This window comes from Streptomyces tyrfis, assembly GCF_037034285.1.
Lineage (GTDB): Bacteria > Actinomycetota > Actinomycetes > Streptomycetales > Streptomycetaceae > Streptomyces.
Genome location: NZ_JBAGJZ010000054.1, coordinates 24,465 through 46,980, shown reverse-complemented (window position 1 = coordinate 46,980; position 22,516 = coordinate 24,465). Strand labels below are relative to the sequence as shown.

Here is a 22,516-nt window from a genome sequence, read left to right as displayed (position 1 = left end):
GAGGTGGCGGGTTCGGCGCCACCTGCGGATTCGCCTTGTGGGGCGCGGCGGGAAGTGCCGGCCCCCGCGCGCCTGTGGCGGGTTCGGTCGAGGGGCTCCCGGCTGAACCCGCCACGGGGCAGACTCGTTCCGTTCCCGCTCGACCACCAGGAGGACCCCAACCCATGTCCCGCACTGAACCCGCCACGGTCGACCCGGCCGCAACGCCGGTCCCCCTGCCCGCTCCCCTGCGCATCCTCGACGCCGACGAGTACGACCGAGCCGTTGCGGCCGGCAGGGAAGCCGGACGCCGGGACGGTGTCGGGCGGACGACGGCCGAGGAGGTCGTCAGTGCCGCACTCGTTGCTGTGGGCCTCTTCCCGCCGCCGCCGGACGAGGACGAGCTCGACGCCGAGTTCTGCACGTCGCTGAGTGTGGCGTGGGAGGCCGAAGCGGTCGATCCTCGCTCGCTCGGCGAATGGCGCCAGTGCGGGGACGAGCCCGGTCACGATGGCGACGAGCACGACGACTCCGAGTTCTCATGGTCTGACGGAATGCCCGGCACCGTCTCGGCCCGGCCGGTGTGACCCGGAGAGACCTCACGCAGACACGGCGCGGCCCCGGGGTGGTGAACTCCCCGGGGCCGCGCCGTGTGGCGGTTTCTGCCGCGACCTACGCGGCGGCCTGGTCCCCCGCCGCGTAGTGCTTGCGCAGCACGTCGAACGCTTCGATGGCGATCTCCTCGGGCGGGCGGCCCGTCGCTTCGGCCTGGGCGACGAACAGGCGGGAGAACTCGGTCACCGCACTGTCGGCCAGGACCCACGCCGACGCCTCACCGCTCGCGCCGCTCTGCTCGGCATCCTCCGCGGCGGCCGGTGCCGGCGCCTTCTTGACGGCGGCCTTCTTTGCCTTGGCCGCCGCCTCCTCCTTCACGACCCGGGCGACGGTCTTGCGTGCGAGCGTTTCGAGCTTGTCCGGGGCCGGGATCTTCTTCTCGTCGCCGATCCGCTCCTTCGCGCTCTGGACGGCGGCCCTCAACACCTTGGCCGTGGGCTTGCCCGCGGACCCTTCCTTGGTGCCGTCCCAGAGGGCCCGCGCGGAGTCCGCACCCCAATCCCGGTACGCGGGGACGAGCTCGCGCGCGGTGCCCTCGTTGGGGATGGACAGTTCCCGCATGACCGGCGCAGCCGCAATGAGGCGGTCGACCTGCGACACCGACACCCCCCACCGGTTCATCGTGTACTCGGCCCACGGAATCCCGTAGTGCCGGTGGAGCTCCTTCTCCTTGATCGTGTCGAACGCCTCGCCCGCGTCGGCCGCCGCTTTGCCGAACGCCTGAATCCGGCCCTCGCACTGACTCAGGAGGAGTCGGTCCGCCTCGGAGAGCGGACTCACGGTCTCGGCCGCGCCGTCCGTCTCGGTGGCGGCCGGTGTGCCCCCATCCCCGTTGTTCGATTTGCCATCGAACACTTTCCCGCCAATTGGCGGGACGCCCCCGTCAGCCGGGGCGGGAGCCGCCCCGGCCTCAGTCTCCGGAGCGGCCTCAACTTCCGGTGTCACCGCAGGCGCCGGCACTCCGGGCGCGGTGAACGTGGCGGGCGCTACGGGCTTCTCGGGCTTGCCCGTCCCTGCGCCCCGCCCCCGGGTGTTCAGAGCGTCGCCGAACACTGCATCCATGCTCATCTACTGAATCGCCACCTTCGTCAGGATCTCGACGGCCACCTTATGCATGGGATCGTCGTCGGCGAGAACGAGTTCCTTCCCGAAGGTGCGCGAGTAGCCGCCCTCCCCCTGCTGGTTCGGAACGGTGCTCTGCAACACCTCGATCCCGCGGTTCTCCATGGCGCGACGGGCCTCGTCGTTCGCCTTGGCGGTGTGATGGGTGCGGGTGAGCAGGACGACGAGCTCGGGACGTCGCCCGGTCGTGTCGTTCAGGTACTTGAGCGCGGCCCACACGGACGCGGACCGGTGGAGCTCGCCCTCGGCGGGCTGGAGGCACAGGACGGCGAGATCCGACATGGCGAGCGCCGAGTGATGGGTACCGCCGGGGGTGTTGGACCACGCCCCGGTGTCGATGCCCAAAACGCCGTCGGCCGGGGTCTCCTCGACGATGGTCCCCGGGAGGTGAAGGGCGTTGTACTGGGCCTTGACGGGGCGGCCCTTGACCAGACCCTTAGCCATCAGGTCCCAGGTGTAGAGCGAGCCGTCTTCGTCCTCGCCGGGACGGTCGGAGTCGACGGCGCCCGTCGGATACCCCATGCGGGCCCAGTGGCCGCGGACGTGCGCAAGGGTGTGCGTCTTGGTTGAGCCGCCCTTGCCGATGAAGGTCACGCGGCGGCCCTGCGAGGGGAGTTTCAGAGATGACATGGCGGAAGGCTATCCGCCGCGTACTTGATCCCGACGCCACTTTCCGCGCTCGACCGCGCGGAGCGGACGACTATCCCCCGTACGTGCTACGGCACAGCGAGGCGAGCCTCGGATCGGTGACGCCCTGGGCGGCCCGGCATACGTCGCGCATGGAGTAGCCCGGGGCGGTCGACGACGGCCGGTGCGGGTGATGGCGCGGCGGCCGGACCGCTCGGCGCGGCGCTGCCGGCGGCCGGACGCGGGGCCCCCGCGGCGGAACGGCGGGCCGGGCCGCCGGGGCAGGGTGCACGGCAGACGGCGCCGCTCGGCGACGAGGCGCGGCCGAGGGGGAGCGCGACGGGCCGGGCCCGGTACGGACGAGTCCCTCGCGGGCCGGGCCCTGGGTGAAGCTCGCCGCGCTGGGGGCGGTGGAAGCGGAGACGGAAGCCGCGGGCCGGGAGCGCGGGCCGGGGGCCTTGTCGTCGGTCGAGGAGACAGACACGCACCCGGTGGCCAGTACGGCGAGGGCGGCGACGGCGAGGGCGGCGACGGGACGGTGCACCCGCTCACCGTGCCCGACGCCAGGGCCCCGCACATCGTGCCGCGCGGCACGCCACCAGTTCGAGGGACGGACCCCGCCGCCCCTGTGCCCCTCCCCCTGTCGCGCCGCCCGCAGGGCCGGGGGAACGGGGGCGTCGGTGCAGGTCACACCGGACGACAGGCGGGCCGACGACAGGCGGCGCGACAGGGGGCACGACTGCCCCCACGCCAGGGTGGGGACGAGCTCGACCGGCCGCGGCGCGGCGGCGAGCGGGTCGAGGAGCTCCTCGACCTGGCCCTCGACGGCGTCCTCGGCCGCGGTCTCGACGGCGGCGCGGGCCGGGTCGTAGATGGCGGCGAGGCGGGCGAGCTGCTCGCCGATCCCCCGCGTACCCGCGAGCGGCGCGGCGAACTCGTCCCAGACCTCCCCAGCGAGGGCGGTGTACGCCCGGCCGCCGAGGACCGTTACGGCCGCCCCGGAGATCCCGAGCTCGTGCGCCTGCCGGCGCAGCGTCTCGCCGTCGACAGTGCCCGGGTCGCCCGCCCGGAGGTCGTAGTTCAAGAGGTGCTGCGACAGCTCGACAAGCCCGTACTTGGCCGACAGGATCAGCACCCGCCCCGACCGGCCGCCCTGGGTGAGGACGTCGGCCGCCCGGCGCATCGCCCGGTGGTAGCTCCCCACGTAAAGCGCCCCGGCACGCTCGCCGATCACCGGCTCACCCTTGCGGATGCCGTCGGCGTACACAGCCTTGCGACCCCCGCACGCCACGATTACGACGCGCTCGCGCTCCTCGGCCGCCGCCCGGCGACGGCCCGCCGCGGTGATCCGGGCCTCTCCCGCGTCGAGCTTCCACACCGCCTCGGCCAGAGGCACCGTGCGGCCCTGGGGGCGCGTCCACGCGATGAGCCCGGCCGCCCCCAGGGCGCGCGCCGTCCGCAGGTTCACGGCCGCGGGGAGGTGGCCCTCGGGGTGCGCGGCGGCGGTGTGCAGCCAACGGCGCTGTACCGGGGTGAGGTCGACGGTCGGGAGCTCCTCGTCCTCCTGGTCCTCGACGACGTCCTCGGCCGCGGCCTCCTCGACCGGCGCCTCGTCGGCCGGGAGCTCCTCGCCGTCGAGGGCGGCGAACAGGCGGGCGCTGCGACGGGACTCGGCGGCGCGCAGCTCGGCGAGCTCACGCTCGAACGCCTCGGCGGCCGGGTCCGGCCTGCGGTCCGCGGCGGCGAGGAGCTCCTCGGCCTCGGCCTCGTCGTGCATCGCGTACAGGGAGACCGGCCCCTCCGCCTTGACGAGGTCCCACGCGATGCGTGCGGCCTGGTCCCACATCGGGGCGGCCGGGTCGACGTACCGGGGAAGGGAGGAGATCCCGAAGCAGTCCGCGACGGCGGCGAACGCATCGGCGCGGAACCGGCGAGCGTACGCGCGGGCCCCGCCGGCATCGACGTATTCGAGGGCCCCCTCCCCCGCCGCACTGCGGGCCCACTGGCCGTAGGCGCGGGCGGCCTTGGTGGCGAGGGCCTCGACCTGGGCGAGGTAGCGCGGGACGGCGGACAGGTAGCGGGCGACGCGCTCGGGGTCGCCGGACACGTCGAGGCGCAGCTCGTCGGGCGTCGGTTCGGGGGCGTCGGAACCGGCCGGGTTGTAGTGCAGCGTCCTGTACGGGTGGCGAGCCGTTACCCGGTAGATCGCTGCGAGGCGGCGGGCGGCGGCGGCGCGGGCCTTGCCCTTCCCCGCGGCCGGGGGGAACTCGACGGCGGCCTCGGCGTGACCGCGGTCGACGGCGATCCGGGTCCGGGTGGCGTACTCGGCGGGCATTCGGCGGGCTCCTGTGCTCGGGTGCTGATCTCCGGACACCTTCCCACACTCGCAACACAACTACAAGTAGAACTGTGAGCTGTGCTGAATCTTGCGAGAGGTGGGCAACAGGAAGGGGCCCCGGCCAGATGACCGGGGCCCCTTCGGCAGGTGCCTACTCGCCCTCGCGGAAGGCGTCGCGCCCCTCCTTGATGAACCGGCCGGGATTCGCGGCCTTGGCGACAACGTCCCTGTACCACGTCATCGGCCGGACCCCCTCTTCCTTGCAGTAGCCCGGATTCGGGCCGAGGCGGAACCCGCCGGGCAGCGGCGTCCCGTCCGGCTTACGCGGAACCACCGCGCGGGCCGTCGCGTACGCCGAGGGGTAGAGGACGCAGTCCGACAGGATCGCAAGCGGGACGAGACCCGTCGCGTTCCACGTCTTGACCATCTTCCGGTGGGCGCCGACCCGGGCCGCGCTGATCACAGCGGCGCGGATGTCCGGCCGCCATGTCGGCCTCTTGAGTGCCGGCCACGGCGCGTGTCGCCCCTCGCGCTTCCCCTGCGGCTTCTCGCGCAACTTCCCGATACCGCCCTTCGCCGTCTGCTTGATCGCGGACAGGAGGGCGACGGCCTCGGGATCACGCTCCTTGATCGTGGCCATGCCCGAGAGGAACGCCTCCTCGTCCATGTCAGCCGTGATGCCGAGATCGGCGAGGGTGTCCATGTAGGCATCCCGCAGCCGGTTGTGCCACAGGTCGAGGTACCCGCCCGCATCGGGACGCAGCCACGCCGCGAGGGGACGGACCTCGATCCCCAGCTCGACCGCGTACGCCAGGGTCGGCGTCGCGTACCAGGCCGGGCCCGTCGGGGTCTTCCCGTCCGGGGTGAACGGGCTCGGGAACTCGGCCGGGAGCGTCTTCCACTCCTTCGTGGCGAGATCCTTCGTGCGCAGCTCGGCGCCGGACAGGTCGACGAGCCAGCACCCCGGAACCTTCTTGTCGAACCGCGGCCCGTCGGTGTAGACAGCCTCACCGATCCCCACCGTGAGCCGGTTCGCCGCCGCCAGGAAGGCGGTGTTCACATCGATTCCGACGACGTACGGCGCGGCGGCCTCGGCCTCGGTCGGCTCCCGATACCAGTCGTACGCCTCCTCATTGATGACGTGCTCGGGGCTCCGGGCCTCCTCCCGCGTGCGGTCCTTGGCGAGCGGGTGCTCGTCCGGCGCCTCGGGCGGTGCCGGGTCGACCGCCGCGGAGAGGGAGCCCTCGACCGGCACCCGCTGAGGCCGACCGGTGCCCCGGTCCCGAACGAGGCGCGTCGGCGGCCGAACGGCAGTCATCAGGGCGAGGCTGCACGCGGCCGTCGAGCCGGTCGGCGTGATCACGCGCTCGGCGTACTGGCCGAGGACGTACGCCAGGGCGCACGGGTCGGCGGCGACGTCCTCGACCCCGCCCCACCGGAGGTGATCGGCGAACGCCCCCCACGGGATCGTGGCGACGGAGACCTCGACGCGGCCCCGGTACAGGAAGGACCAGGGGGAGAGGCCCGCCCGGCTCAGCTTCCACCCGCCCTCTTCCACCGCCTTGACCGCGGGGTGATCGTCCGGCACCCGCAGCCGCTTACGGTCGTCCAGTCGGGCGGGCAGGCCGAGGGCCTCGACGGCACCCTCGGTGAGGACCAGGAGCGCGCCGGCATCCTCGCCGTACTGCGACAGGGGACCGGCGCCCAGGCCGTACGCGATGGCCCACTCGGCGGCCGTCGCCAGGTTGACAACGTCCGCCGGCACGTCCACACGGCGCACGTCGGGACCGTGGCCGACAAGGACGCCGCCCTCGGTGTCGAGGACCAGGAGGGGGGCGGTGTAGGTCTTGTCAGTCATCACCGAAGATCCAATTCAACGTAGTCAATGTCCGAGAACTCGACGTCGAGATCCGCCGCACCGCCGGGGGCGCGGAAATACTCCTCGGCGAGCCCCTGCCCGAGGAGCCGGTTCAACTCGTCCTCGTCGCCCGCCCGCAGCGCGTCGAACACCTGCGGAATCAGGTGGTCGGGCACCTCCTCGGTCATGCGCCGAATCCGCGGATCGTCCGTACTGCCCGCCTCCGAGGTGAACCCGAACGAGGCCCGCGTCTCAATCGTCATGCCGCGCTGCTGGGCCTCCTTCTGCGCCCGCGCCGTAACGCGCGGCTGGTGGTCCTTGGCGGCCTCCTGCTGCAAGCGGTCGAGGATCTCGGGCTTCGACTTGGCGATGTTCCGGTCACCCTTGACGTACCGCTGCACCGTCCGGCGAGAGACGCCGAGGCGCTCGGCCACCTTCCCGGTGTCCCCCTTCTCCTTCCGCATCAGGGCGTTGAACTGGCCCCGCGCGGTCTTCGGCGTGCCGCGCGTCTGGAACCGCGCCCGCATCGCGTCGATGAGCTTTCCCACGGTCACGGTCCCTTTCAGGCGAGCTTGTAGACGGTGCTGTTCGGGGGAATGACGGCGAGGTCCGGCCGCAGGCAGACGGCGCCGCCGCACAGCACATGACCGGGCATGGTCGTCTTGAACGGGGTGTCGCAGATCGCGCAATCGAGCCTGCGCGGCGCGGTCCGCTGGGTGACCACCTGCCGGGCCGGGACGACGTACTCGGCCGGGAGCTTGCGCAGGAGCTTGGACAGGTAGCCGTTCGGCCGGTACGCCTGCCGGTTCTCCGTCGCATCGAGCGCGCGGAGGAGGGCCTCCTCGGGCCACCCGTTCCGCAGGCACCAGCCAACGGACTTGGCGGCGAGGGTGCGCTCCTCGTCGGTGACGCCGACGAACCAGCGGACGCGGTCGATGATGGACTCGGCGAGTGCCGGCACCGCTTCCAGTGCCGCCCCTTCCAGTTGCGGCGCGGTGAACCCGCTCAACAGGGTGAAGCGGTCCGGGCGGCGGCCGAGGTTCTTCCCGTTCTCCCGGATCGGCACCGGGCGGAAGGCGACGAGGTCCGCGCGTACGAGGTGCGGCCGGTGGCGCTCGATGGTCCGCAGGCTCACACCCGCGATCTTGGCGAGCTCCTCCATGTGGACCTGCCCCTCCCACCCGATCCCGGCGAGGGCAACGAGGCACTTCGCGCAAGTGGGGTCCGGTGCAACGATGTTCGCGGCCCACGCCTGGGCCCCCGGCAACAACGGCTGACCGATCCCGCCGCCCAGCGGCGTGCGCCGGTCCGCGTCGATACGGGAGTGTGCGAACAGGTGCGCCAAGTGGTCCTGAGTGGCGCGCTTCTTGAGGCCGATCATCCGGCCGAGGGCCTCGGTCGTGAGCCAATTCTCAGAGTCGGCCGTCTGGTGTTCTTCAAGGGCCCCGTACACCTTGTGGCAGTTGGGGCAGTCGTCGGGACTGATATCGCGGTGGGGTGCCACTAATCGGCCTTTCCGTCCGCTGCGGTGTCTCACCCGGGGGGTGCGCGGGTAGAATCCGCCGCAGACCTAGAGCAGGGTCCACGCGGAAGCCTCGGACGGGTAGGAGTGCCACCTCCCATGACCCCGACGGGGCTTTTCGCATGTGTGGAGCGGGTCGAACGGCAGGCGCGGGGCCTGCGCCTGGTCAGACCGTGATGACCTCCTGCGATCCGCCGATGACGGCAGCGATGCGCCGGGGGGAGAGTTTCCCGACAGCGTGCGTCGGGCCGCACAGGAGGTCGGGGACCGGTACGCCGTAGTGCACGGACAGGCGGTCGATGTCGCCCAGGGACCAGGCGGCGCGGCCGGTCTGCTTCCGCGAGACCTGCCCCTGAGTGAGCCGCAGACCCACGGCGAGGACCGTCTGATTCTCGCCGCAGGCGCGCATCAGGGCCGCGACCGTGATCCGGAGCGTGCGCTCGCTGGTGCTCAAGTCGGCGGAGAACTTGCCCATGTGCTGACCTCACTTTTTGTGAGCTGGACTCATAACGGCAGATGGCAAGGGCCCTGCGTTCCGGCCCAACCGGGGGATACTCTTCCATGCTTTCACCTCAACTACAAGTCTTGCTTGTAGTGAATCTCCGGACGTGTCATCCTGGGGCCATGACTAGTACCCCCGAGAAGACGATCAAGGAACTACGAGAGACGTCCGAGGTGTCCGAGGCCCAGGCCAAGAAGGACAAGACGGCCTTGCTGGAAGCGGCCGTCAAAGCGGCCATGACGTCGACCGCGTACGGCCACCTGTCGGCCGTCGCCCGCGAGGCCGGCATCGCCGCTCAGTACCTCCGAACCCTGATCGAGGAGAGGCACCCCGGGTGGCTCGACCAGGCCGCCGAGGAGCGCGAGGCGGCCAAGGCTGCGAAGGCGAACAAGCCCAAGGCCACCCGATCCCGGACCGCCAGGGGGGGTGAGGGCGGAACCGCGCGGCGCACGCGCAAGAGCGGCACCGCCGCCGCCTGATGAGCGAGTGGGCAATCCGCATCGCCACGATGGCCGTCTCGCTCGGGACCATGCTCGGCGTCGTGTCGGGGGTCATGCGAAAGGAGTTCGGGCAGGCCATCGCGCGGTTCATCGCGGGCATGATCGCACTCGCCGTACTCTCGAACTTCGGGTCGCTGAGGGACTGGTTCGAGGGCGCGCTCGGGGGCGGAGCCCCCTCGAAACCGGCTGCCGACTCCCCCAAGAACAACGACCTGTTGAGTAGCGTCTGGTTCCCCATCGCAGTGGCGGCCGGCGGGCTTGCCGCGAGCGTCGGAGGCTTCTCCCTGTGGACGGTCATCCAGCGCCGCCGAGCCCGGAAGGTCGCCCGGCGTGCGGCCGACAACGCCGCCCAGGAGCGGCGCCGCGCCATCGAGGCCGAGCATGACGAGGTACTCGACGCGTACGCCGCCTACCTTTGCGACGTCCTCGCCGTCCTTGACCGCCCGGCCCTCGACGACGTCACCGTGCCCCAGACCGCGGCCCTCCTGCACGCCCTGGACGTCGCCGCCGACGCCCGCCTCGGGGACGACCTCAACCTCTACCGGCCCGCCGTCACCGAACTGAAAGCCGCATGGCGGGCCGCCAACGATCACGCGCGGAAAACCGGCCTGCGCCACCTGCCCCGCCAGGAACGTGCCACCGTCACCCGCGCCCGCGCGCTCCTCGAAATCGCCCTCGACGACAACGGGGGCGAGCACGAGCGCCGCGCCGCCTACGCCAAGGCCCGCGAGCTCCTCGACGGTGTCCTCACTCTCCCCCGGCAGGCCGTCGCCGCCGTCGAGACCCGGACCCGCCCCGCCCTCACCAAGGACGCCACAGCCTGACCCCGGAAGGACCCTCATGGACCAGGAATCGCAAGCCGAACGCGCCCCGCAGGGAGGCGAGTTGCTCCCCGCCACCGTGTCCCGCGACTCCGGACCCCCGCGCGTCCTGATGTATGACGAGGCCGCCGCCCTGTTCACCCCGGAGACGCGCCGCCTCGCCGAGGAGATCATCGCCGTGGGCCGCGTGAGCCGGATCGCCCCCGACGTCCAACGCGCCCTGTTCTTCGGTCAGACGGGGTCGGGCAAGACGGACGCCCTCGACCTGACTCGGGCGCAGCTCGACGCCGCCGGCATCCCGTACGAGGAGACCGACGAGGGGCACGGCCGCGTCGGTCTCCGCTTCCGCAAGGCAGGCCCCGAGTCCAAGGAGATCACCCCGTGAGCGCCCTCCCCGTCGAGGAACCGATCAACCCGTACCGCACGCAGCACGGCGGCGGCCCGCGCACCGTCACCCAACTGCGGGCCGCCCTCACCGCGGCGAGCGCCGCGGACCGCGAGGAGTTCGAGGCGCAGCTCGGCGAGCTCGACCTCGACGACCCCGAGGAGTACGCCGCCCTGGTCCGCTCGTGGCGGCACCGCCTCGTCATGCGGACCCGGCCTGAGATCCTCGCCGCCGTCGCCGCCTCGACCGACTCGGCCGCCCCCCGGTACACGTCCGAGGAGATCCTCGGCGCCGACGGCCACCAGGAGGCGGGCCGGTGACCCAAGGCACCCCGTGGGCCGTCGTCTACAGCGAGACCGGCCGCGTCGGACTGGCCACGGCCACAGTCGAGGAGCGGGCCGCCGTCCTCGGCTTCGAGAAGCAGGTCGCCGCCTCGCCGTACACCTGCGGCGAGCTGTACCCGGACCGGGTCGGCGGCCTCTACACCGCGCTACTGTCCGTCGGCGGCCGGATGGCATGGACCAGCGTCTTGTACAGGATCGACGAGGCACGGCACGAGGTGCTGATCGTCGCTATCGTCTCCGGCCCCTGATGGCGGGCGGGGGAGTGATGAGGGAGGGCTCGACGCCGGACCGGGTGACGGCGGCCGTCGCGGCGCACGCCCGGCGGCGCGCGTGGCGGGATGCCGAGACCGTCATCGCCGCCGTGTTGTCCGACCCGGAGGTTCGGCGCCTGGGGGAGGAGATCGAGCGGACCGAGGATCTCCTCGGCCGGGAACTGCGCCCCCGGTTCCAGCACTTTCGGGACCGGTACGAGCGGGCCGTACGCGACGCCGACCTCGACACCCTCACCCGGACGTGCAGCGGGAAACATGGCCGGTGGGGGCGTGTCTGCGTGCTCGACACCGGCCATGACTCGACCGCGCCGCACTGGGGGATCACGGCCGAGGGAAACCCCGTCGCATGGGTCGGGAGTGCGCCCGACGACGACTGACCCGGAAGGCGCCGGCACTACGCGAAGGCCCCACGCTCGGGAGCGTGGGGCCTTCGTCATGTCTGCCGCGAGGACTACCTCCCCACTGCGGCGAGCGGGGAGCGGCGCCCCTTCCCGACGGTGCGCAGCGCGGACCAATCGACCTCGGGATGAGCGGCCGGCAGGGCGTCGACATCCGCCACCCGGTACATGGGCACGTCGACCGCCCCGGCCCGGCTGGTCCCGAACTGCACCTCTCGCCACTCGGCCGGGGTGATCCACCCGAGGCGGACCATGTGATCCCATTCCGTGCGGCGCACGCCGAGGCGGGCGGCGGCCTGGTCCGGGCCGAGCGGTGAGGCCGCGGCGACGAGCTCGGCCAGATCCGGGCGGGTGCAGACCTCAGCCACCTGGGACGGGTTGACGAGGGAGCCGTCGGGGTTGGCGGACAGTTCGGTGAGTAGCCCGGCCGCCATGAAGCGCCGTACGACGAACGCCGTCACGGCCGGGGGCTCCCCGGGGACGTTCGGCGTCCCGAGGGCCTCGGCGAGTTGGTCCGCGGCCTGTCGGCCGGACAACGGGTCGCCGGGCAGTCCGGCCGCGATGGCGTCCCGGTCCATCGCCTCGACCGCCGCCCGGGACCACGTCGACCCGGGGCCGTCGGGGCGGGGCACGATGCCCGCGTGAACGGCCCAGCGGAACGCCGTGATGGCCACGCGGAGCCGCCCGGCGGCCTGCCGCTCGTCGTACTCGGTGAGTCGAGCCATGGGTGATCGACCTCTCTCTCGGTGCGCCCGGAGTGGGCGGGATGGAAACGTGACAGAACGCCACGAAAACGTCAAGTACCCCTGAACTGGGTTGAGTTGGGCACGTGCCGTCAGGCTGCGCCCGCGTACGCGAGGGGAAATCCACCCGTTCGGACGGCGGGGCGGTGCCCGGGAACGCAAGAGCGCCCGGCCCCCTTCCGGGGCCGGGCGCTCGTCCTGCGGGCGGTGCGGTGATCAGCCGAGCGGCGCGGCGTAGCGCAGGGTCCAGCCGCGGCCGAGGGTGTGCCGGGTGACCTCGACGACGCGGCCCTCGGCGGTCCGGCCGACGTGGGTCACGGTGAGGAGGAGCTCGCCCTCGTCGACCCCGAGGGCGGCGGCCTGGTCCGCCGTGGCGGGCCGCTGGTCGACGTCCTCGACGGCCTCGGCGCCCTGGTCGAAACCGGCCTCGCGCATCCGGGAGATGATCCCGCCCGCCCCGGTGTCGACCTGTTCGATGCCGGCGGCCTCGGCGACGTCGACCGGAATCCACGTGTCGGCGAGCTGGACCAGGCGCTCGCCGTCGTACATCTTGCGGGCCCGGATGACGACCGGCCCCTCGGCGCCGAGGAGCTCGGCGACGTCGGCCGGGGCCTCGGCGCGGTTCACCGTCACCTCGGCGCGCGGCGTGCCGCCGCTGCGGCGGGTCTCACTCTCGTACGCGCCGTGCGCGCCGCCCGCCTCCCGGTTCTCGGTGAGGTAGCGGCTCCGGGCGTCCCGGGTGATCGTGCCGTCCGCGGTGATCGTGTTCTGTGCCATGTGCGTTGATCCCTTCCGGTGGGGTGGTCAGTGGGTGGGGCCGAGCGGCCAGGAGTAGGACAGGCGCCACAGGTGGGTGGGCATCACGTGAACGGTCACCTCGACCGCCCGCCCGTCCTCGGTGCGCCCGATGTGGGCGATCTCGTAAACGCGCTGGTCTTCCCGCACGTCGAGGGCCTCGACTTCCCCGGCGGTGGGGGTGCGGACGTCGATCTCCTCCGTGATGGTGGCCTGCGCGTAGCCGAGCTCGGCGAGCCGTGATTTCGACCCGCCCGGCCCGGTGTCGGTCTCTTCGAGCCTGGTCCCCTCGGTGATGTCGAGGGGCAGGTACGACGTTGCGAGTTGCACGGGGACGTCGTCGGCGAGCATCCGCCGGACGCGGGCCAGGGCCGAGACGCTGTTCGCGTCCACCCCGAGGAGGTCCGCCGCCCATGCCGGCGGCTGCACGTGGTGCGTCGTCGTGATGGCCGACGGGGTCATGCCGAGTCCGCGGATCTCGGCCTCGAACGCGCCCCGGGCCTGCCCGTCCTCGCGCCGGGCCCGGATGTAGCGCGACGTCGAGTCCCTGACGATCTTGTTCACGATCCGGTGCACGAACGTGCCCCGGCGGCTCTTGTTGATCAATCCCTCGGAGGCGAGCAGGCGCAAAGCCTGTGCAGCGGTCCCCCGATTCGTGCCGATCTCGTCGGCGAGCTCCCCCTCGGTGGGGAGCTTGGCGCCCGGGGCGTACGTGCCCCGCTGGATGCGCGCGCGCACCTCGTCGGCGACTGCGCGAAACGTCGCTCGGCGCTGCTCGTCCTCTGTCATGTCGTCACCCTATCTGCAAGCCATCCGGCGGTGCTTGCTACCGACACAAGCATGAATGGAATCCAAGACTATTGCAATGGATTCCATTCGATGCTCTACTCATGTCGTGCCGATCAACGGCACAGCGGCAAAGGCCCTCGGGCCCGAGCTGATGTGGTCCGCCGTGCCCTCCAAAGGGTGCGGCCCCGGGGCGTCTTGCTCACGCACACCGGGGCCGACTGGCGGACTGCTCCCCCTGACACGACAGAGGAGTGATCCGCGTGCGCACCACCATGCCCGAAACGGTCCTTCACCTGCGAACCGGCGCGACCGAGTCCGCCACTTTCGCGCCGACCCGCCTCGACCTCTCGGCCGACCTGGGCCTCGACGTCGACCTCGTCCTCGGCCCCATCGACGGCGACGAGACCGAGCTCGACGAGCTCGCCCGCCTGTACGCGCTGGTCGACATGGCCGACGAGGGCCTCATCCCGCGCGGCGAGGGCCTCGACCTGATCGGCGGCCTCGTCGAGGACATGGAGCGCGAGGACAACGCCCGCGGGTTCGAGGACGACGAGTTCGCCGGGCGGTGGGCCGCGTGACGATCACCCGCCACACCGCCGCCCGCGCCGCCCGCGCCCTCCTCGGCCCCGCCGACCGGCTGCACCCCGCCGCCCTCCTGGTCCTGGTCCTCGTCCTCGCGGGCCTCGCCCAGCTCGCCGCGCCGTTCGTCGTGGCCCTCCTCACCGCCCTGGTGACCGGCGCGAAGGCCGCCGCCTTCCTCGTCGGGGCCGGGGTCCTCGCCCGCCTCGCCGTCCGCGTGGCCGCGACCGTGCCCAGCCCCCGCACCGCCCCGCCGGCATCCCCGGCCGCGCCGGTCCCCCCGGCCTCCTCGACGGTCCCCGGCCCCCGCACCCGCCGATGACCGCCGCGTGCGCCCTGGTCGGCGCCGTCTCCGAGGAGACCCTCGCCGCCCACGGTTTCGCCCGCCGGATCGACGCTCACCAGGCCGCCCAGTGCGCGCGCCTGTGGGCCGCCGAGAACCGCCGCCGCGCCGACCGCACCGCCCCCGACCGCCACCAGGACTCGCAGGAGGCCACCCGATGACCACCGCCACCGCGCGGCGCGTCCTCATCGTCTCGACGTACGGACTCCTCGCCGCCGTCCACCACATCGCCACCTCGGCCGTGACCCTCTTCGTCCTCGCTGACTGGTTCGTCGTCTCGACGATCGCCGGAAACGCCGGACAGGCCATCACCGCCGCCACGGTCGGCGCCCTCCTCGCCGCCGAGGGCATCCGCGCCGCTCGCGTCGGCCGCCCCTTCCCCCATTGCCCCATCTGCCCCCTCGTCCGCCGGGGCGCCCGCAAGGAGATCACCCAGTGAGCCAGACGTTTTACGACGAGCGCCGCAAGGACAAGGCGGCCGACCGCGCCGAGGACCGCCTCGACCGCGCCGCCGACGCCAAGGCCGCCCGCGACGAGCGCGCCGCCCTCGCCAACGAGCGCCGCCAGGAGCGCACCGCCCAGGCCGAGGAGCGCCGCAAGGAGCGCGAGGCCCGGCAGGACGAGGAGCGCCGACTCCGCGCCGAGCGCAAGCGTGAGAAGGCCCGCCGCAAGGCCGAGCGGAAGAAGTCCCGCGCCGAGCTGTTCGCCAAGCTCAGCAAGGAGGGGGACACCGTCGGCGCGCTGATCGTCATGGCGTGCGGCATCGTCCCGGCCCTGTTCTTCCAGCTCCGCGCCCTCAACGGGGAGGATCTCCCCGGGATCATCAGCCTGTGCCTGGCCGTGATGCTGGAGGCCGGGGCGTGGGTCGCCACCGTGAGCGGTGAGCGCGCCAAGCGCGAGGGCCGCCCCGTCGGGCGGTTCCGGGTGGTCATGTGGGCGTGCGCGAGCTTCGCCGCCGTCATCAACTACTCGCACGCGCCGGGGGAGTCCGGCGGGTGGCTCGCTTGGGTCCTCGCCGCCGCGAGCTTCGCCGGGGTGTTCTTCTGGGAGGTCCGCGGGTGGGGCCGCCACGGCACCAAGGCCACCCGCACCAAGGCCCAGCGCAAGGAGGACCGGCGCCGCCACCGTCACGACCGCAAGCGCCGCCGCCGGTTCCCCGCCGTCTACAACCGGTACACCGACATCCTGACCGCCCACCCGTACGGCACCGTCGACACCGAGACGGCGTGGCGGGACGCATGGCGCGACACGCACGGCGCCGACATCGCCGTCACGGCCGGTGTCGTCGCCCACCGGGGCCGCGCGGACAAGGCGCTCGCCGCAGCGCACGGCGTGGGCGTCGAGACGCTCATGGTCGAGCAGCTCCTCGACGACGTTTTCAACGGCGACGGAGGCGACGACGGACCGTCCGCGCGGCGCTCCTCGAAGGGCCCGACCGGCGGCCCGAACAAGGGCGGCCGAGGCGCGAAAACCCTAGGGCGCAAAGGGAAGCAGGCCCTCGGACGCCTGACCGGACGGACCGCTCCGAAGGCCCCCATCGGACCCCTCGACCCGGCCGACCTCGACCGCGTCCGCGCCCTCGCGGACATCCTCGGCGGCGGCGCCAAGCTCTCTATTAAGAACGTCGGCGAGGCCGTCGGCGGCGGCAACACCCGGTACCTCATGGCCCTGCGCGACACGGTCAAGGCCGAGAGGAAGAACGCCCGATGAGCGCCGCCAACAGCCACACGCCGCCCCGCGCCCTGATCCTCGCGGTTCCCGCCGGCACCTACGTGACCATCACCCGCGCCCCCGAATACGGGTGGGGCCCGGCCGCCCTGATCGGCGCCTTCCTCCTGCTCCTCATCCTCTGGGGCCCGACCGCCGTCCGGGCCGGGGCGAAGTCGCTCGCCGTTCGCGCGGCCACCAAGAAGGCCAAGGCCAAGAAGGAGGACGAGAAGTGAGCACCCCCCGCAGCGTGTACCGCCAGATCGCCGCCGAGCTCGCCGCCCAGGCCGACGCCGAGGCCGCCGCGAATCACCCCCAGCTCGCCCGCTCACACGCCGAGCTCGGCCTCGTCTACCTCGCGTTCGAGACGGCCCCCATGTCGAACCCCCACGTCGAGGCCGCGTGGAAGGCGGCCGAGGCCGCCCGCCAGTCCCTCACCTACGGGACGGCCGTCGGCGCCCAGGCGGACACCGCCCGCGCCCGCCTTCACCTCGCGCTCGTCGAGCTCGACGACGCCCAGCGCACCCCCTGACCCGCGCTCACCGGCACCGCCCCGGCCGCCCCGGCGGCCGGGCCCCCTGATCCCCCGAGAGGAACCAAAGACATGAGCATCACTCAGGCCGAGCGCGGCCCCGAGACCGAGGCGCAGCCCGTCGACCTCCCCGCCGAGACCCTCGACCGGATCGAGGAGGCCGCCCGCGAAGCGGTCCGCCGCACCCCTGCCGGCGTCGCCGACCTGACCACCGGCACCGTGCGCCTGGACAAGGTCGACGAGGCGCCCCTCGCCGCCCCGGCCGACGCCGAGGCCGCCGTCGTCGAGCTCGCCGACATCGACGACGACCCGGGCACCCTCGAAATCCTCGACGAGCGCGCCGGATGGAACCTGCGGACCCTGGTCCCCGAGTCCCTCACCGACCCGGGCGTCTGGCGGCAGCGCCGCGCCGAGTGGACCAACGCCCTCGCCTTCCACACCCTGCGCTCGCCCGTCTACCTGTGGCGCGTTACCCGCGTGGCCGGCATCGGTGCCCGTGTCGGCGTCCGCGACGCCTGGTCCTACCTCGGCGCCACGGAGTACGGCGAGATCGCCGACAAGGTGCGGCGCACCAAGGCGGGCCCGGAACACGTCGCCGACCTGCGGGCCGACCGCCGCAAGGAGGCCAAACAGCGCCGCCGCGAGCCGGTCACCGTCTACGCCATGACCGGTTGCACCACCTACGTGGCCGCGCTCCTGGCCCTCGGTGAGACCTGGGGTTGGGTCATGGCCTCGCCGGTCCTCCTGCCGCTGTTCGGCGTGCTGTACGCCCTCGGCCGCCGTGAGCTCATCCGTCGCGAGCCCGACGGCACGTTCACGATCACGGACTCGGTCGACTTCACCGGGGCCGGGGTCCTGACCGAGGACGGCCTCAACGACGCGTTGAGGGCCCGCAACGTCGGCATCCTCAAGGACGGCGAGTCGGTCACCGTCAAGGGCTTCATCGCCCGCGAGGCCGACGACAAGGCGTCCGTCGTCCGGTTCGAGCTGCCCCGCTCGTCCGGCAAGACCGCCAAGGAAGTTGCGGCCAAGCGCGACCCGCTCGCCGCCGCCCTGGCCGTGGACGCGATCCAGCTCTCGATCCGGCAGGACGGACACGAGGGTGAGGTCTACATGCGCGTTGCCGACTCGCACCCGTTCGGCGGCAACCCGGTGCCCTCGCCGCTCCTGAACGTTAAGCAGTGGGACATCTGGCAGGGCGCCCCGACGTTCGTGGACGAGACCGGTCGCGTCATCCCGATTGAGCTCCTGTTCTTCGGCCTCCTGGTCGGCGCCATGCCCCGCCAGGGCAAGACGTTCACGGCCCGCGCGGCGGCCGTGGCGGCGATCCTCGACCCCACGTGCCGGATCGTCGTCGGCGACGGCAAGGGCGGTAAGGACTGGGCGGCAACGGCCCTCGTCGCCGATGCGTACATCCGCGGCGTGACCACGGCCGCAGTGCGGCGTCTGACCCACGTCCTTGAGGACCTCGTCGACGAGATGACGGAGACGTACGACGCTCTGTTCGAGCTCCCCGACGAGGTGTGCCCCGAGGGCAAGCTCACGCCCGAGATCGTCCGGGACCACGGAATCCGCCCCGTCGTGCTGATCATCGACGAGGTGCAGCGCTACTTGGAAAGCGGCGACAAGGAGTCCGAGGACGACAAGGTCACGTACGGGCAGCGCATCGAGAAGGCCCTCACCGACCTGGCCAAGGTCGGACCGGCCGCGGGCCTGATCCCGGTTCTCGCCTCGCAGAAGCCCACCGGCGACGCCGTCCCGTCCGCCATCCGCGACGCCATCCCGCAGCGCATCGCCCACCTGTGCGCCACCTACCAGATGAGCGACTCCATCCTCGGCACCGGCTCGGCCTCCTCGGGCTGGAACGCCAAGGATCTTGCCCCCGCGTTCAAGGGGATGGGCATCCACGCCGACGAGACCGGGTTCCGCTTCATGCGCTCCCTGCTGATCAACCTTCCTGAGTTCCGCGGCGTGTGCGAGCGCGGCCGTGCCCTGCGCATCGCCGCCGGCACTCTCGCCGGGGAGGCCGCCGGGGACGGCGGGCGCCGGGCGCGCGTCGCGGGCATCCTCGCCGACCTCCTCGCCGTGTTCGAGGAGGCCCGCCTCCCCGAGCGGATGCCCACGGCCGAGATCCTCGACGGCCTCGCCGCCCTCGACCCCTCGACCTGGGCGCCCGCCGCCCTGAAGGTCGGCGAGGAGGACCGCGCCACCTACGTCCGGGCGGGCGGGACCGAGCTGCGGAAGGCCCTCGACGAGGCCCTCGACGGAACCGAGCGGACCCTCGCCGTCCGGAGCTGGACGAGCGGCGGCCGGGCCAATGGCTACTACCTCGCGGACGTCCGCACCGCCGCCGGTATTGCGTAGATATGCACCCCGGTACGGGGTCCGTACGGATCGGAACGCCGCAGGTCAGCGCCCGGTACGCCATCCGTACGGCCCCCGGCCCGCCGGTACGCCGAACCGTCCCCCCGGCCCTCGTACCGGCCCCGTACGGGCCTCTGACCAGGCATAACCCGGTCCGACCCGGCCCGTACCGACTCCACAAACCCCCGCAAAATGATCACGCCGAGGAGCGCTGTAGATCATGGAAAACGCCGCCCACACTCGCGCCGAGGCCGCCGTCGTCTACCGCCCCGAGCCGATGCTCGGTCACCCGCTCGACACCCGCCCGTTCCTGTCCCCGACCCCCATCCCGGGCGCGGTCGAGGCCCGGACGGCGGACGGGCGCACGGTGTGGGTGTACGCGGACCTCTCGGCCCCCGCCGGCACCGAGACCCCGGCCGCCGCCCCGGCCGCGACCGCGGTCCCCGCCTGGGCCAAGACGACGGCCCTCCTCCTCGTCTCCGCGTCCGGCTCGCTCGTCCTCGCCGCCTACGCCTTGAAGGTGTTCGCCGAGGCCGCCGCCGCCCTCGCCGCAGCCCTGGTCCTCCTGGCGAAGATCGCGTTCGTCCTCGCCCTCCTCGTCGCCCTGGTGGCCGCCGTCGTCAAGCGCGGCCGGGGCCACGGAGCGCAGACCGCCACCGCCACCGCGACGGCCACCGCCGGACTCTTCGGCCGCGCCAAGGCCACCGCCACCGCCACGATCAGCAACCGATAGGAGCCCCGCCCATGTCCGCGATCAAGGTCCGAAAGTTCACCATCGGCGGCGCCGCCGTCCGGTGCCCCAACCGGCCGAGCAACTCCACCCCGCGCGAGCTGACGCTCATCCCGACCAACGAGGGCATCAATGCCACCTGCGGCGAGATGCACCGCGGCGAAAGCGGGCGGCGCAGCAGCCGGGCGCAGTGCTTCTTTCCCGTCGAGAACCTCACCTCGGCCCAGCTCCGCACCATCGCCCAGGCCGAGGCGGGCAAGCCCTTCCGCCTGGTCCTCAAGGGCGGCGGCGCCGTCGAGGGCGTACTCGTCGCCGTGGGCGGCGCCGCGCAGTCCCCGGCCGCGCGCGCCGCTGCCGCCGCCAACGCGAAGGCCGGCACCCCGGCGGCGGCCGGGCCCGCCAAGCCCGCCGGTCGGGCGACGGGCGGCGCCATGGCCGCGGCGTTCGGCGCCATCGCCGCAGTAGCGGGCGCGGCCGGACAGACGGCCGCCGCAGCCGGGCAAGTCGCCGCCGCCGGGGCGTCCGCCGTCGGATCGGTGGCCGACCTGGGCCGCGAGGGGATCGGCGCCGGACGCGACGCGATCCGCGAGGCGGGCGCCTACGGCGAGCGTCGGCACGAACGCAAGATGCGGGGTGCTGGGGAGGACGCCGAGGAGTGATCCGCCTGTGGGAGGCGCCCCCCGGGGAGCCGTTCGTCCGGCTCCCCGGGGGGCGCCTCCATGTCCGGCGCGTGCCGCCAATTGGCGGCGCATCGTTCGAGGCGGTATCGAACACCACCCGAAAGAAGTACATCAACTCACAGTTGGACTTGTAGTTCGTCTACTTCTTGTGTCATGGTGGAGATCCGCCAACGGGAGCAACACACCGAAGGAGAAAGAAACTTGAAGCTCACCGCCCCGCAGACCGCCGCCCTCCGACTCATCCACGAGACCCCCGGCCGCGTCGCCGCCCGGGTGAACGGCGCGTCCGGCTGCTGGATCGGCTTCCGCACCCTGCACCACCGCACCGAGGCCCGCCTCGTCGAGCTCGCCCTCGTCGAGACGGCCCCCGACACGATCACCACGAAAGACGGGAACGAGGTCCCCGTCCTGCGGCTCACCGCCGCTGGATACGAGGCCCTCGGCATCGAGGCCCCGGCCGCCGACGAGGAGCCCGCCGCCCCGGCCGCCGAGGACGTCCTCGGCCTGCCCCTCCCGGACGGTTTCCGCATCACCTACGCCGACGAGATCGGCGACACCCACCTCGACGCGGAGAGTGCGGCGTACCGCCTCGTCTGGGAGCACGTCACCTCGAACCGCTACTTCGCTCCCCGCTGGCTCCTGGGCCACCTCGCCGATGTCGTCGCGCTCGTCGCGGACCTCGTCGAGGACGCCCAGGAAATCGCCCCGGAGACCCGCGCCGCCCGCCGCCAGTCCTGCACCGAACTCCTCGGCCTCCTGCACCACCACGGCGCCCGACCGTGGCCCGTCACCGGCCACGAAACGCGCCCCCTGGACGGCGTCGCTCACTGCGCGGACTGCGCCCCGTTCATCGGCTACGCCGCCCCGGTCGACGTCCTCACCACCGAGGCCGCCGAGGACAAGAAGCGCGAGGACGAGGAAGCGGCCTACGTGGCGAAGGTCGCCGCCCAACTCGGCGCCGCCGAGAGGGAGATCGCCGCCGAGTGCGGCGAGCACATGCGGCCCGGCGCGGCCGTCCAGTGGACCAACCCCCGCACCGGGCTGACCGCTTACGGCGTCGTCCAGTCGGTCTATCGCCGCGCCAACGGCAAGGCCGCCGCGGACGTCGAGCTCCTCGGCGTCTCGGGCGGCTCCATCGACGCCGAGGAGCTCGGCCCGATCACCGGCCGGTGCGGCGCCGCCCTGCCCATCGACCCGACCCCCTGCGACGGCGCCCCGGCCGTGACCGTCCTCGACTCCTCCAACGCAGGGGCCGACGCCTGCGAGCGACACGGCGCCCGCCTCCTCGCCGTCCTCGACGGCGGCCGGGTGTACGCCCTGCCGGACGCCCCGGACGGCGCCGCGCTGCGGGTCCATCGGTCCGCCGGCACCGGACGCCCCGCCGCCCAGGTGTCCAGCCTGCGGGACCTCGTCACGTCCTTCTGACCGCACCACCGCCGGGGCCCCGCTCGGGCCCCGGCCCGGACCCCGACCGCCCAACGAACCGAAGGAACACCGCACATGAAGCCGAACCCGAACGTCGAGATCACCGGCACTGTGACCCGCTTCAACCTCGAATCTGACGCCAAGGGCGCCGTCCTCGTCGCCTACACCGAGGACGAGCACGGGAACGTGGGCCGCTCCTGGCTCCGCTTCGGCCCGGCCGCCGTGAACGCGCTCAAGACCCGCGCCGCCGGACTGTCCGACATCCCCACCGAGGAGACCGCCCCGGCCCGCTCATTCCCGCGCTTCACCCTCGAACCGAACTGGGTCGACGTGGACGTTCCCGGCTGGGACCTCAAGGGCGACAAGGAGTCCGGCGAGCGCCTGAGCGAGTGCCACGAGACCTTCCGGCCGGACGACCACAACGCCGACATCGAGGCCGCCATGGCGTGGGCCGAGGAGCTCATCGGCGCCCGGCCGGACTGGACGCACGTCCGCGAACGCGGCTTCGACCGGTGGGAGGCCGGCACCCGCGACTGACCCCGCCGC

The 22,516-nt window shown here is 72.8% G+C and carries 29 protein-coding genes; 19 read left to right on the top strand and 10 right to left on the bottom strand.

From position 1 onward, the window contains the following. The first annotated feature begins 164 nt into the window (after nucleotides 1–164). The gene (locus WA762_RS30475; protein ID WP_335940001.1) at nucleotides 165–566 is read left to right on the top strand and encodes a hypothetical protein; all 402 of its coding nucleotides are present in this window, start codon (nucleotides 165–167) and stop codon (nucleotides 564–566) included. 85 nt (nucleotides 567–651) lie between these two features. On the opposite strand, the gene WA762_RS30470 is transcribed toward WA762_RS30475, so the two are convergent. From WA762_RS30470 to WA762_RS30440, 7 genes are all read right to left on the bottom strand, one after another. After that, nucleotides 652–1,656 (bottom strand): hypothetical protein, encoded by a 1,005-nt coding sequence (locus WA762_RS30470; protein ID WP_335939999.1) that lies wholly within the window; start codon nucleotides 1,654–1,656, stop codon nucleotides 652–654. A gap of 6 nt (nucleotides 1,657–1,662) precedes the next feature. Next, a complete protein-coding gene (locus tag WA762_RS30465) occupies nucleotides 1,663–2,346 on the bottom strand; it encodes a P-loop NTPase family protein (RefSeq protein WP_335939997.1) in 684 nt (227 codons plus the stop codon). Between the two features lie 70 nt (nucleotides 2,347–2,416). Continuing rightward, on the bottom strand, nucleotides 2,417–4,678 hold the full coding sequence (locus WA762_RS30460) for a DUF6884 domain-containing protein (protein ID WP_335939995.1): 2,262 nt from the start codon (nucleotides 4,676–4,678) through the stop codon (nucleotides 2,417–2,419). 154 nt (nucleotides 4,679–4,832) lie between these two features. Next, entirely contained in the window at nucleotides 4,833–6,539 is a 1,707-nt protein-coding gene (gene tap, locus WA762_RS30455; RefSeq protein WP_335939993.1) for a telomere-associated protein Tap, read from the bottom strand. After that, complete coding sequence (gene tpg, locus WA762_RS30450; RefSeq protein WP_335939991.1) at nucleotides 6,539–7,087, bottom strand: telomere-protecting terminal protein Tpg; 549 nt, start codon at nucleotides 7,085–7,087, stop codon at nucleotides 6,539–6,541. The genes tap and tpg overlap by 1 nt, the downstream gene beginning before the upstream one ends. 14 nt (nucleotides 7,088–7,101) lie before the next feature. After that, nucleotides 7,102–8,043 carry a hypothetical protein gene (locus WA762_RS30445; protein ID WP_335939989.1) on the bottom strand — a complete coding sequence of 314 codons (942 nt, stop codon included), beginning with the start codon at nucleotides 8,041–8,043 and terminating at the stop codon, nucleotides 7,102–7,104. A gap of 184 nt (nucleotides 8,044–8,227) precedes the next feature. After that, nucleotides 8,228–8,536: a helix-turn-helix domain-containing protein gene (locus WA762_RS30440; RefSeq protein ID WP_335939987.1), complete on the bottom strand. Its 309-nt coding sequence runs from the start codon at nucleotides 8,534–8,536 to the stop codon at nucleotides 8,228–8,230. Between the two features lie 149 nt (nucleotides 8,537–8,685). On the opposite strand from WA762_RS30440, the gene WA762_RS30435 reads away from it, so the two are divergent. Genes WA762_RS30435 through WA762_RS30410 form a run of 6 tightly spaced genes read left to right on the top strand, consistent with a single transcriptional unit; the run spans nucleotide 8,686 to nucleotide 11,262 of the window. After that, nucleotides 8,686–9,042: a hypothetical protein gene (locus tag WA762_RS30435; protein ID WP_335939985.1), complete on the top strand. Its 357-nt coding sequence runs from the start codon at nucleotides 8,686–8,688 to the stop codon at nucleotides 9,040–9,042. Continuing rightward, entirely contained in the window at nucleotides 9,042–9,887 is an 846-nt protein-coding gene (locus WA762_RS30430) for a hypothetical protein (RefSeq protein ID WP_335939984.1), read from the top strand. The genes WA762_RS30435 and WA762_RS30430 overlap by 1 nt, the downstream gene beginning before the upstream one ends. Before the next feature lie 16 nt (nucleotides 9,888–9,903). Continuing rightward, nucleotides 9,904–10,269, top strand: coding sequence for a hypothetical protein (locus tag WA762_RS30425; RefSeq protein WP_335939982.1), 366 nt, complete (start codon nucleotides 9,904–9,906; stop codon nucleotides 10,267–10,269). Continuing rightward, nucleotides 10,266–10,589, top strand: a complete 324-nt coding sequence (locus WA762_RS30420; protein ID WP_335939980.1) for a hypothetical protein — start codon at nucleotides 10,266–10,268, stop codon at nucleotides 10,587–10,589. The genes WA762_RS30425 and WA762_RS30420 overlap by 4 nt, the downstream gene beginning before the upstream one ends. Continuing rightward, nucleotides 10,586–10,861, top strand: a complete 276-nt coding sequence (locus WA762_RS30415; protein ID WP_335939978.1) for a hypothetical protein — start codon at nucleotides 10,586–10,588, stop codon at nucleotides 10,859–10,861. The genes WA762_RS30420 and WA762_RS30415 overlap by 4 nt, the downstream gene beginning before the upstream one ends. Further along, on the top strand, nucleotides 10,861–11,262 hold the full coding sequence (locus WA762_RS30410) for a hypothetical protein (RefSeq protein WP_335939976.1): 402 nt from the start codon (nucleotides 10,861–10,863) through the stop codon (nucleotides 11,260–11,262). Before WA762_RS30415 ends, WA762_RS30410 begins: the two co-directional genes overlap by 1 nt. Before the next feature lie 74 nt (nucleotides 11,263–11,336). Here the strand turns inward: WA762_RS30410 and WA762_RS30405 are convergent, their stop codons facing one another. The 3 genes from WA762_RS30405 to WA762_RS30395 all read right to left on the bottom strand — a co-directional run bounded on the left by WA762_RS30405 (nucleotide 11,337) and on the right by WA762_RS30395 (nucleotide 13,610). After that, nucleotides 11,337–12,008: a hypothetical protein gene (locus tag WA762_RS30405; RefSeq protein ID WP_335939974.1), complete on the bottom strand. Its 672-nt coding sequence runs from the start codon at nucleotides 12,006–12,008 to the stop codon at nucleotides 11,337–11,339. 234 nt (nucleotides 12,009–12,242) lie between these two features. Next, entirely contained in the window at nucleotides 12,243–12,803 is a 561-nt protein-coding gene (locus WA762_RS30400) for a UTRA domain-containing protein (RefSeq protein ID WP_335939972.1), read from the bottom strand. Nucleotides 12,804–12,830: 27 nt separating this feature from the next. After that, nucleotides 12,831–13,610: a GntR family transcriptional regulator gene (locus tag WA762_RS30395; RefSeq protein WP_335939970.1), complete on the bottom strand. Its 780-nt coding sequence runs from the start codon at nucleotides 13,608–13,610 to the stop codon at nucleotides 12,831–12,833. Between the two features lie 260 nt (nucleotides 13,611–13,870). On the opposite strand from WA762_RS30395, the gene WA762_RS30390 reads away from it, so the two are divergent. From WA762_RS30390 to WA762_RS30335, 12 genes are all read left to right on the top strand, one after another. Further along, entirely contained in the window at nucleotides 13,871–14,188 is a 318-nt protein-coding gene (locus WA762_RS30390; RefSeq protein WP_335939968.1) for a hypothetical protein, read from the top strand. Then, entirely contained in the window at nucleotides 14,185–14,511 is a 327-nt protein-coding gene (locus WA762_RS30385) for a hypothetical protein (RefSeq protein WP_335939966.1), read from the top strand. Before WA762_RS30390 ends, WA762_RS30385 begins: the two co-directional genes overlap by 4 nt. Further along, nucleotides 14,508–14,693, top strand: coding sequence for a hypothetical protein (locus tag WA762_RS30380; RefSeq protein ID WP_335939964.1), 186 nt, complete (start codon nucleotides 14,508–14,510; stop codon nucleotides 14,691–14,693). The genes WA762_RS30385 and WA762_RS30380 overlap by 4 nt, the downstream gene beginning before the upstream one ends. Beyond that, nucleotides 14,690–14,971 carry a hypothetical protein gene (locus WA762_RS30375; protein ID WP_335939963.1) on the top strand — a complete coding sequence of 94 codons (282 nt, stop codon included), beginning with the start codon at nucleotides 14,690–14,692 and terminating at the stop codon, nucleotides 14,969–14,971. The genes WA762_RS30380 and WA762_RS30375 overlap by 4 nt, the downstream gene beginning before the upstream one ends. Continuing rightward, the gene (locus WA762_RS30370; protein WP_335939962.1) at nucleotides 14,968–16,242 is read left to right on the top strand and encodes a hypothetical protein; all 1,275 of its coding nucleotides are present in this window, start codon (nucleotides 14,968–14,970) and stop codon (nucleotides 16,240–16,242) included. The genes WA762_RS30375 and WA762_RS30370 overlap by 4 nt, the downstream gene beginning before the upstream one ends. Then, nucleotides 16,239–16,475: a hypothetical protein gene (locus tag WA762_RS30365; RefSeq protein ID WP_335939960.1), complete on the top strand. Its 237-nt coding sequence runs from the start codon at nucleotides 16,239–16,241 to the stop codon at nucleotides 16,473–16,475. Before WA762_RS30370 ends, WA762_RS30365 begins: the two co-directional genes overlap by 4 nt. Continuing rightward, nucleotides 16,472–16,771: a hypothetical protein gene (locus tag WA762_RS30360; protein ID WP_335939958.1), complete on the top strand. Its 300-nt coding sequence runs from the start codon at nucleotides 16,472–16,474 to the stop codon at nucleotides 16,769–16,771. The genes WA762_RS30365 and WA762_RS30360 overlap by 4 nt, the downstream gene beginning before the upstream one ends. Nucleotides 16,772–16,843: 72 nt before the next feature. Then, a complete protein-coding gene (locus tag WA762_RS30355) occupies nucleotides 16,844–19,135 on the top strand; it encodes a hypothetical protein (protein ID WP_335939956.1) in 2,292 nt (763 codons plus the stop codon). A 220-nt stretch (nucleotides 19,136–19,355) separates the two neighbouring features. After that, nucleotides 19,356–19,868, top strand: a complete 513-nt coding sequence (locus WA762_RS30350) for a hypothetical protein (RefSeq protein WP_335939955.1) — start codon at nucleotides 19,356–19,358, stop codon at nucleotides 19,866–19,868. A gap of 11 nt (nucleotides 19,869–19,879) precedes the next feature. After that, complete coding sequence (locus tag WA762_RS30345) at nucleotides 19,880–20,524, top strand: hypothetical protein (RefSeq protein WP_335939954.1); 645 nt, start codon at nucleotides 19,880–19,882, stop codon at nucleotides 20,522–20,524. 222 nt (nucleotides 20,525–20,746) lie between these two features. Beyond that, nucleotides 20,747–21,970: a hypothetical protein gene (locus tag WA762_RS30340; protein ID WP_335939952.1), complete on the top strand. Its 1,224-nt coding sequence runs from the start codon at nucleotides 20,747–20,749 to the stop codon at nucleotides 21,968–21,970. Nucleotides 21,971–22,045: 75 nt separating this feature from the next. After that, nucleotides 22,046–22,507 carry a hypothetical protein gene (locus WA762_RS30335; protein ID WP_335939950.1) on the top strand — a complete coding sequence of 154 codons (462 nt, stop codon included), beginning with the start codon at nucleotides 22,046–22,048 and terminating at the stop codon, nucleotides 22,505–22,507. Nucleotides 22,508–22,516 lie beyond the last annotated feature (9 nt).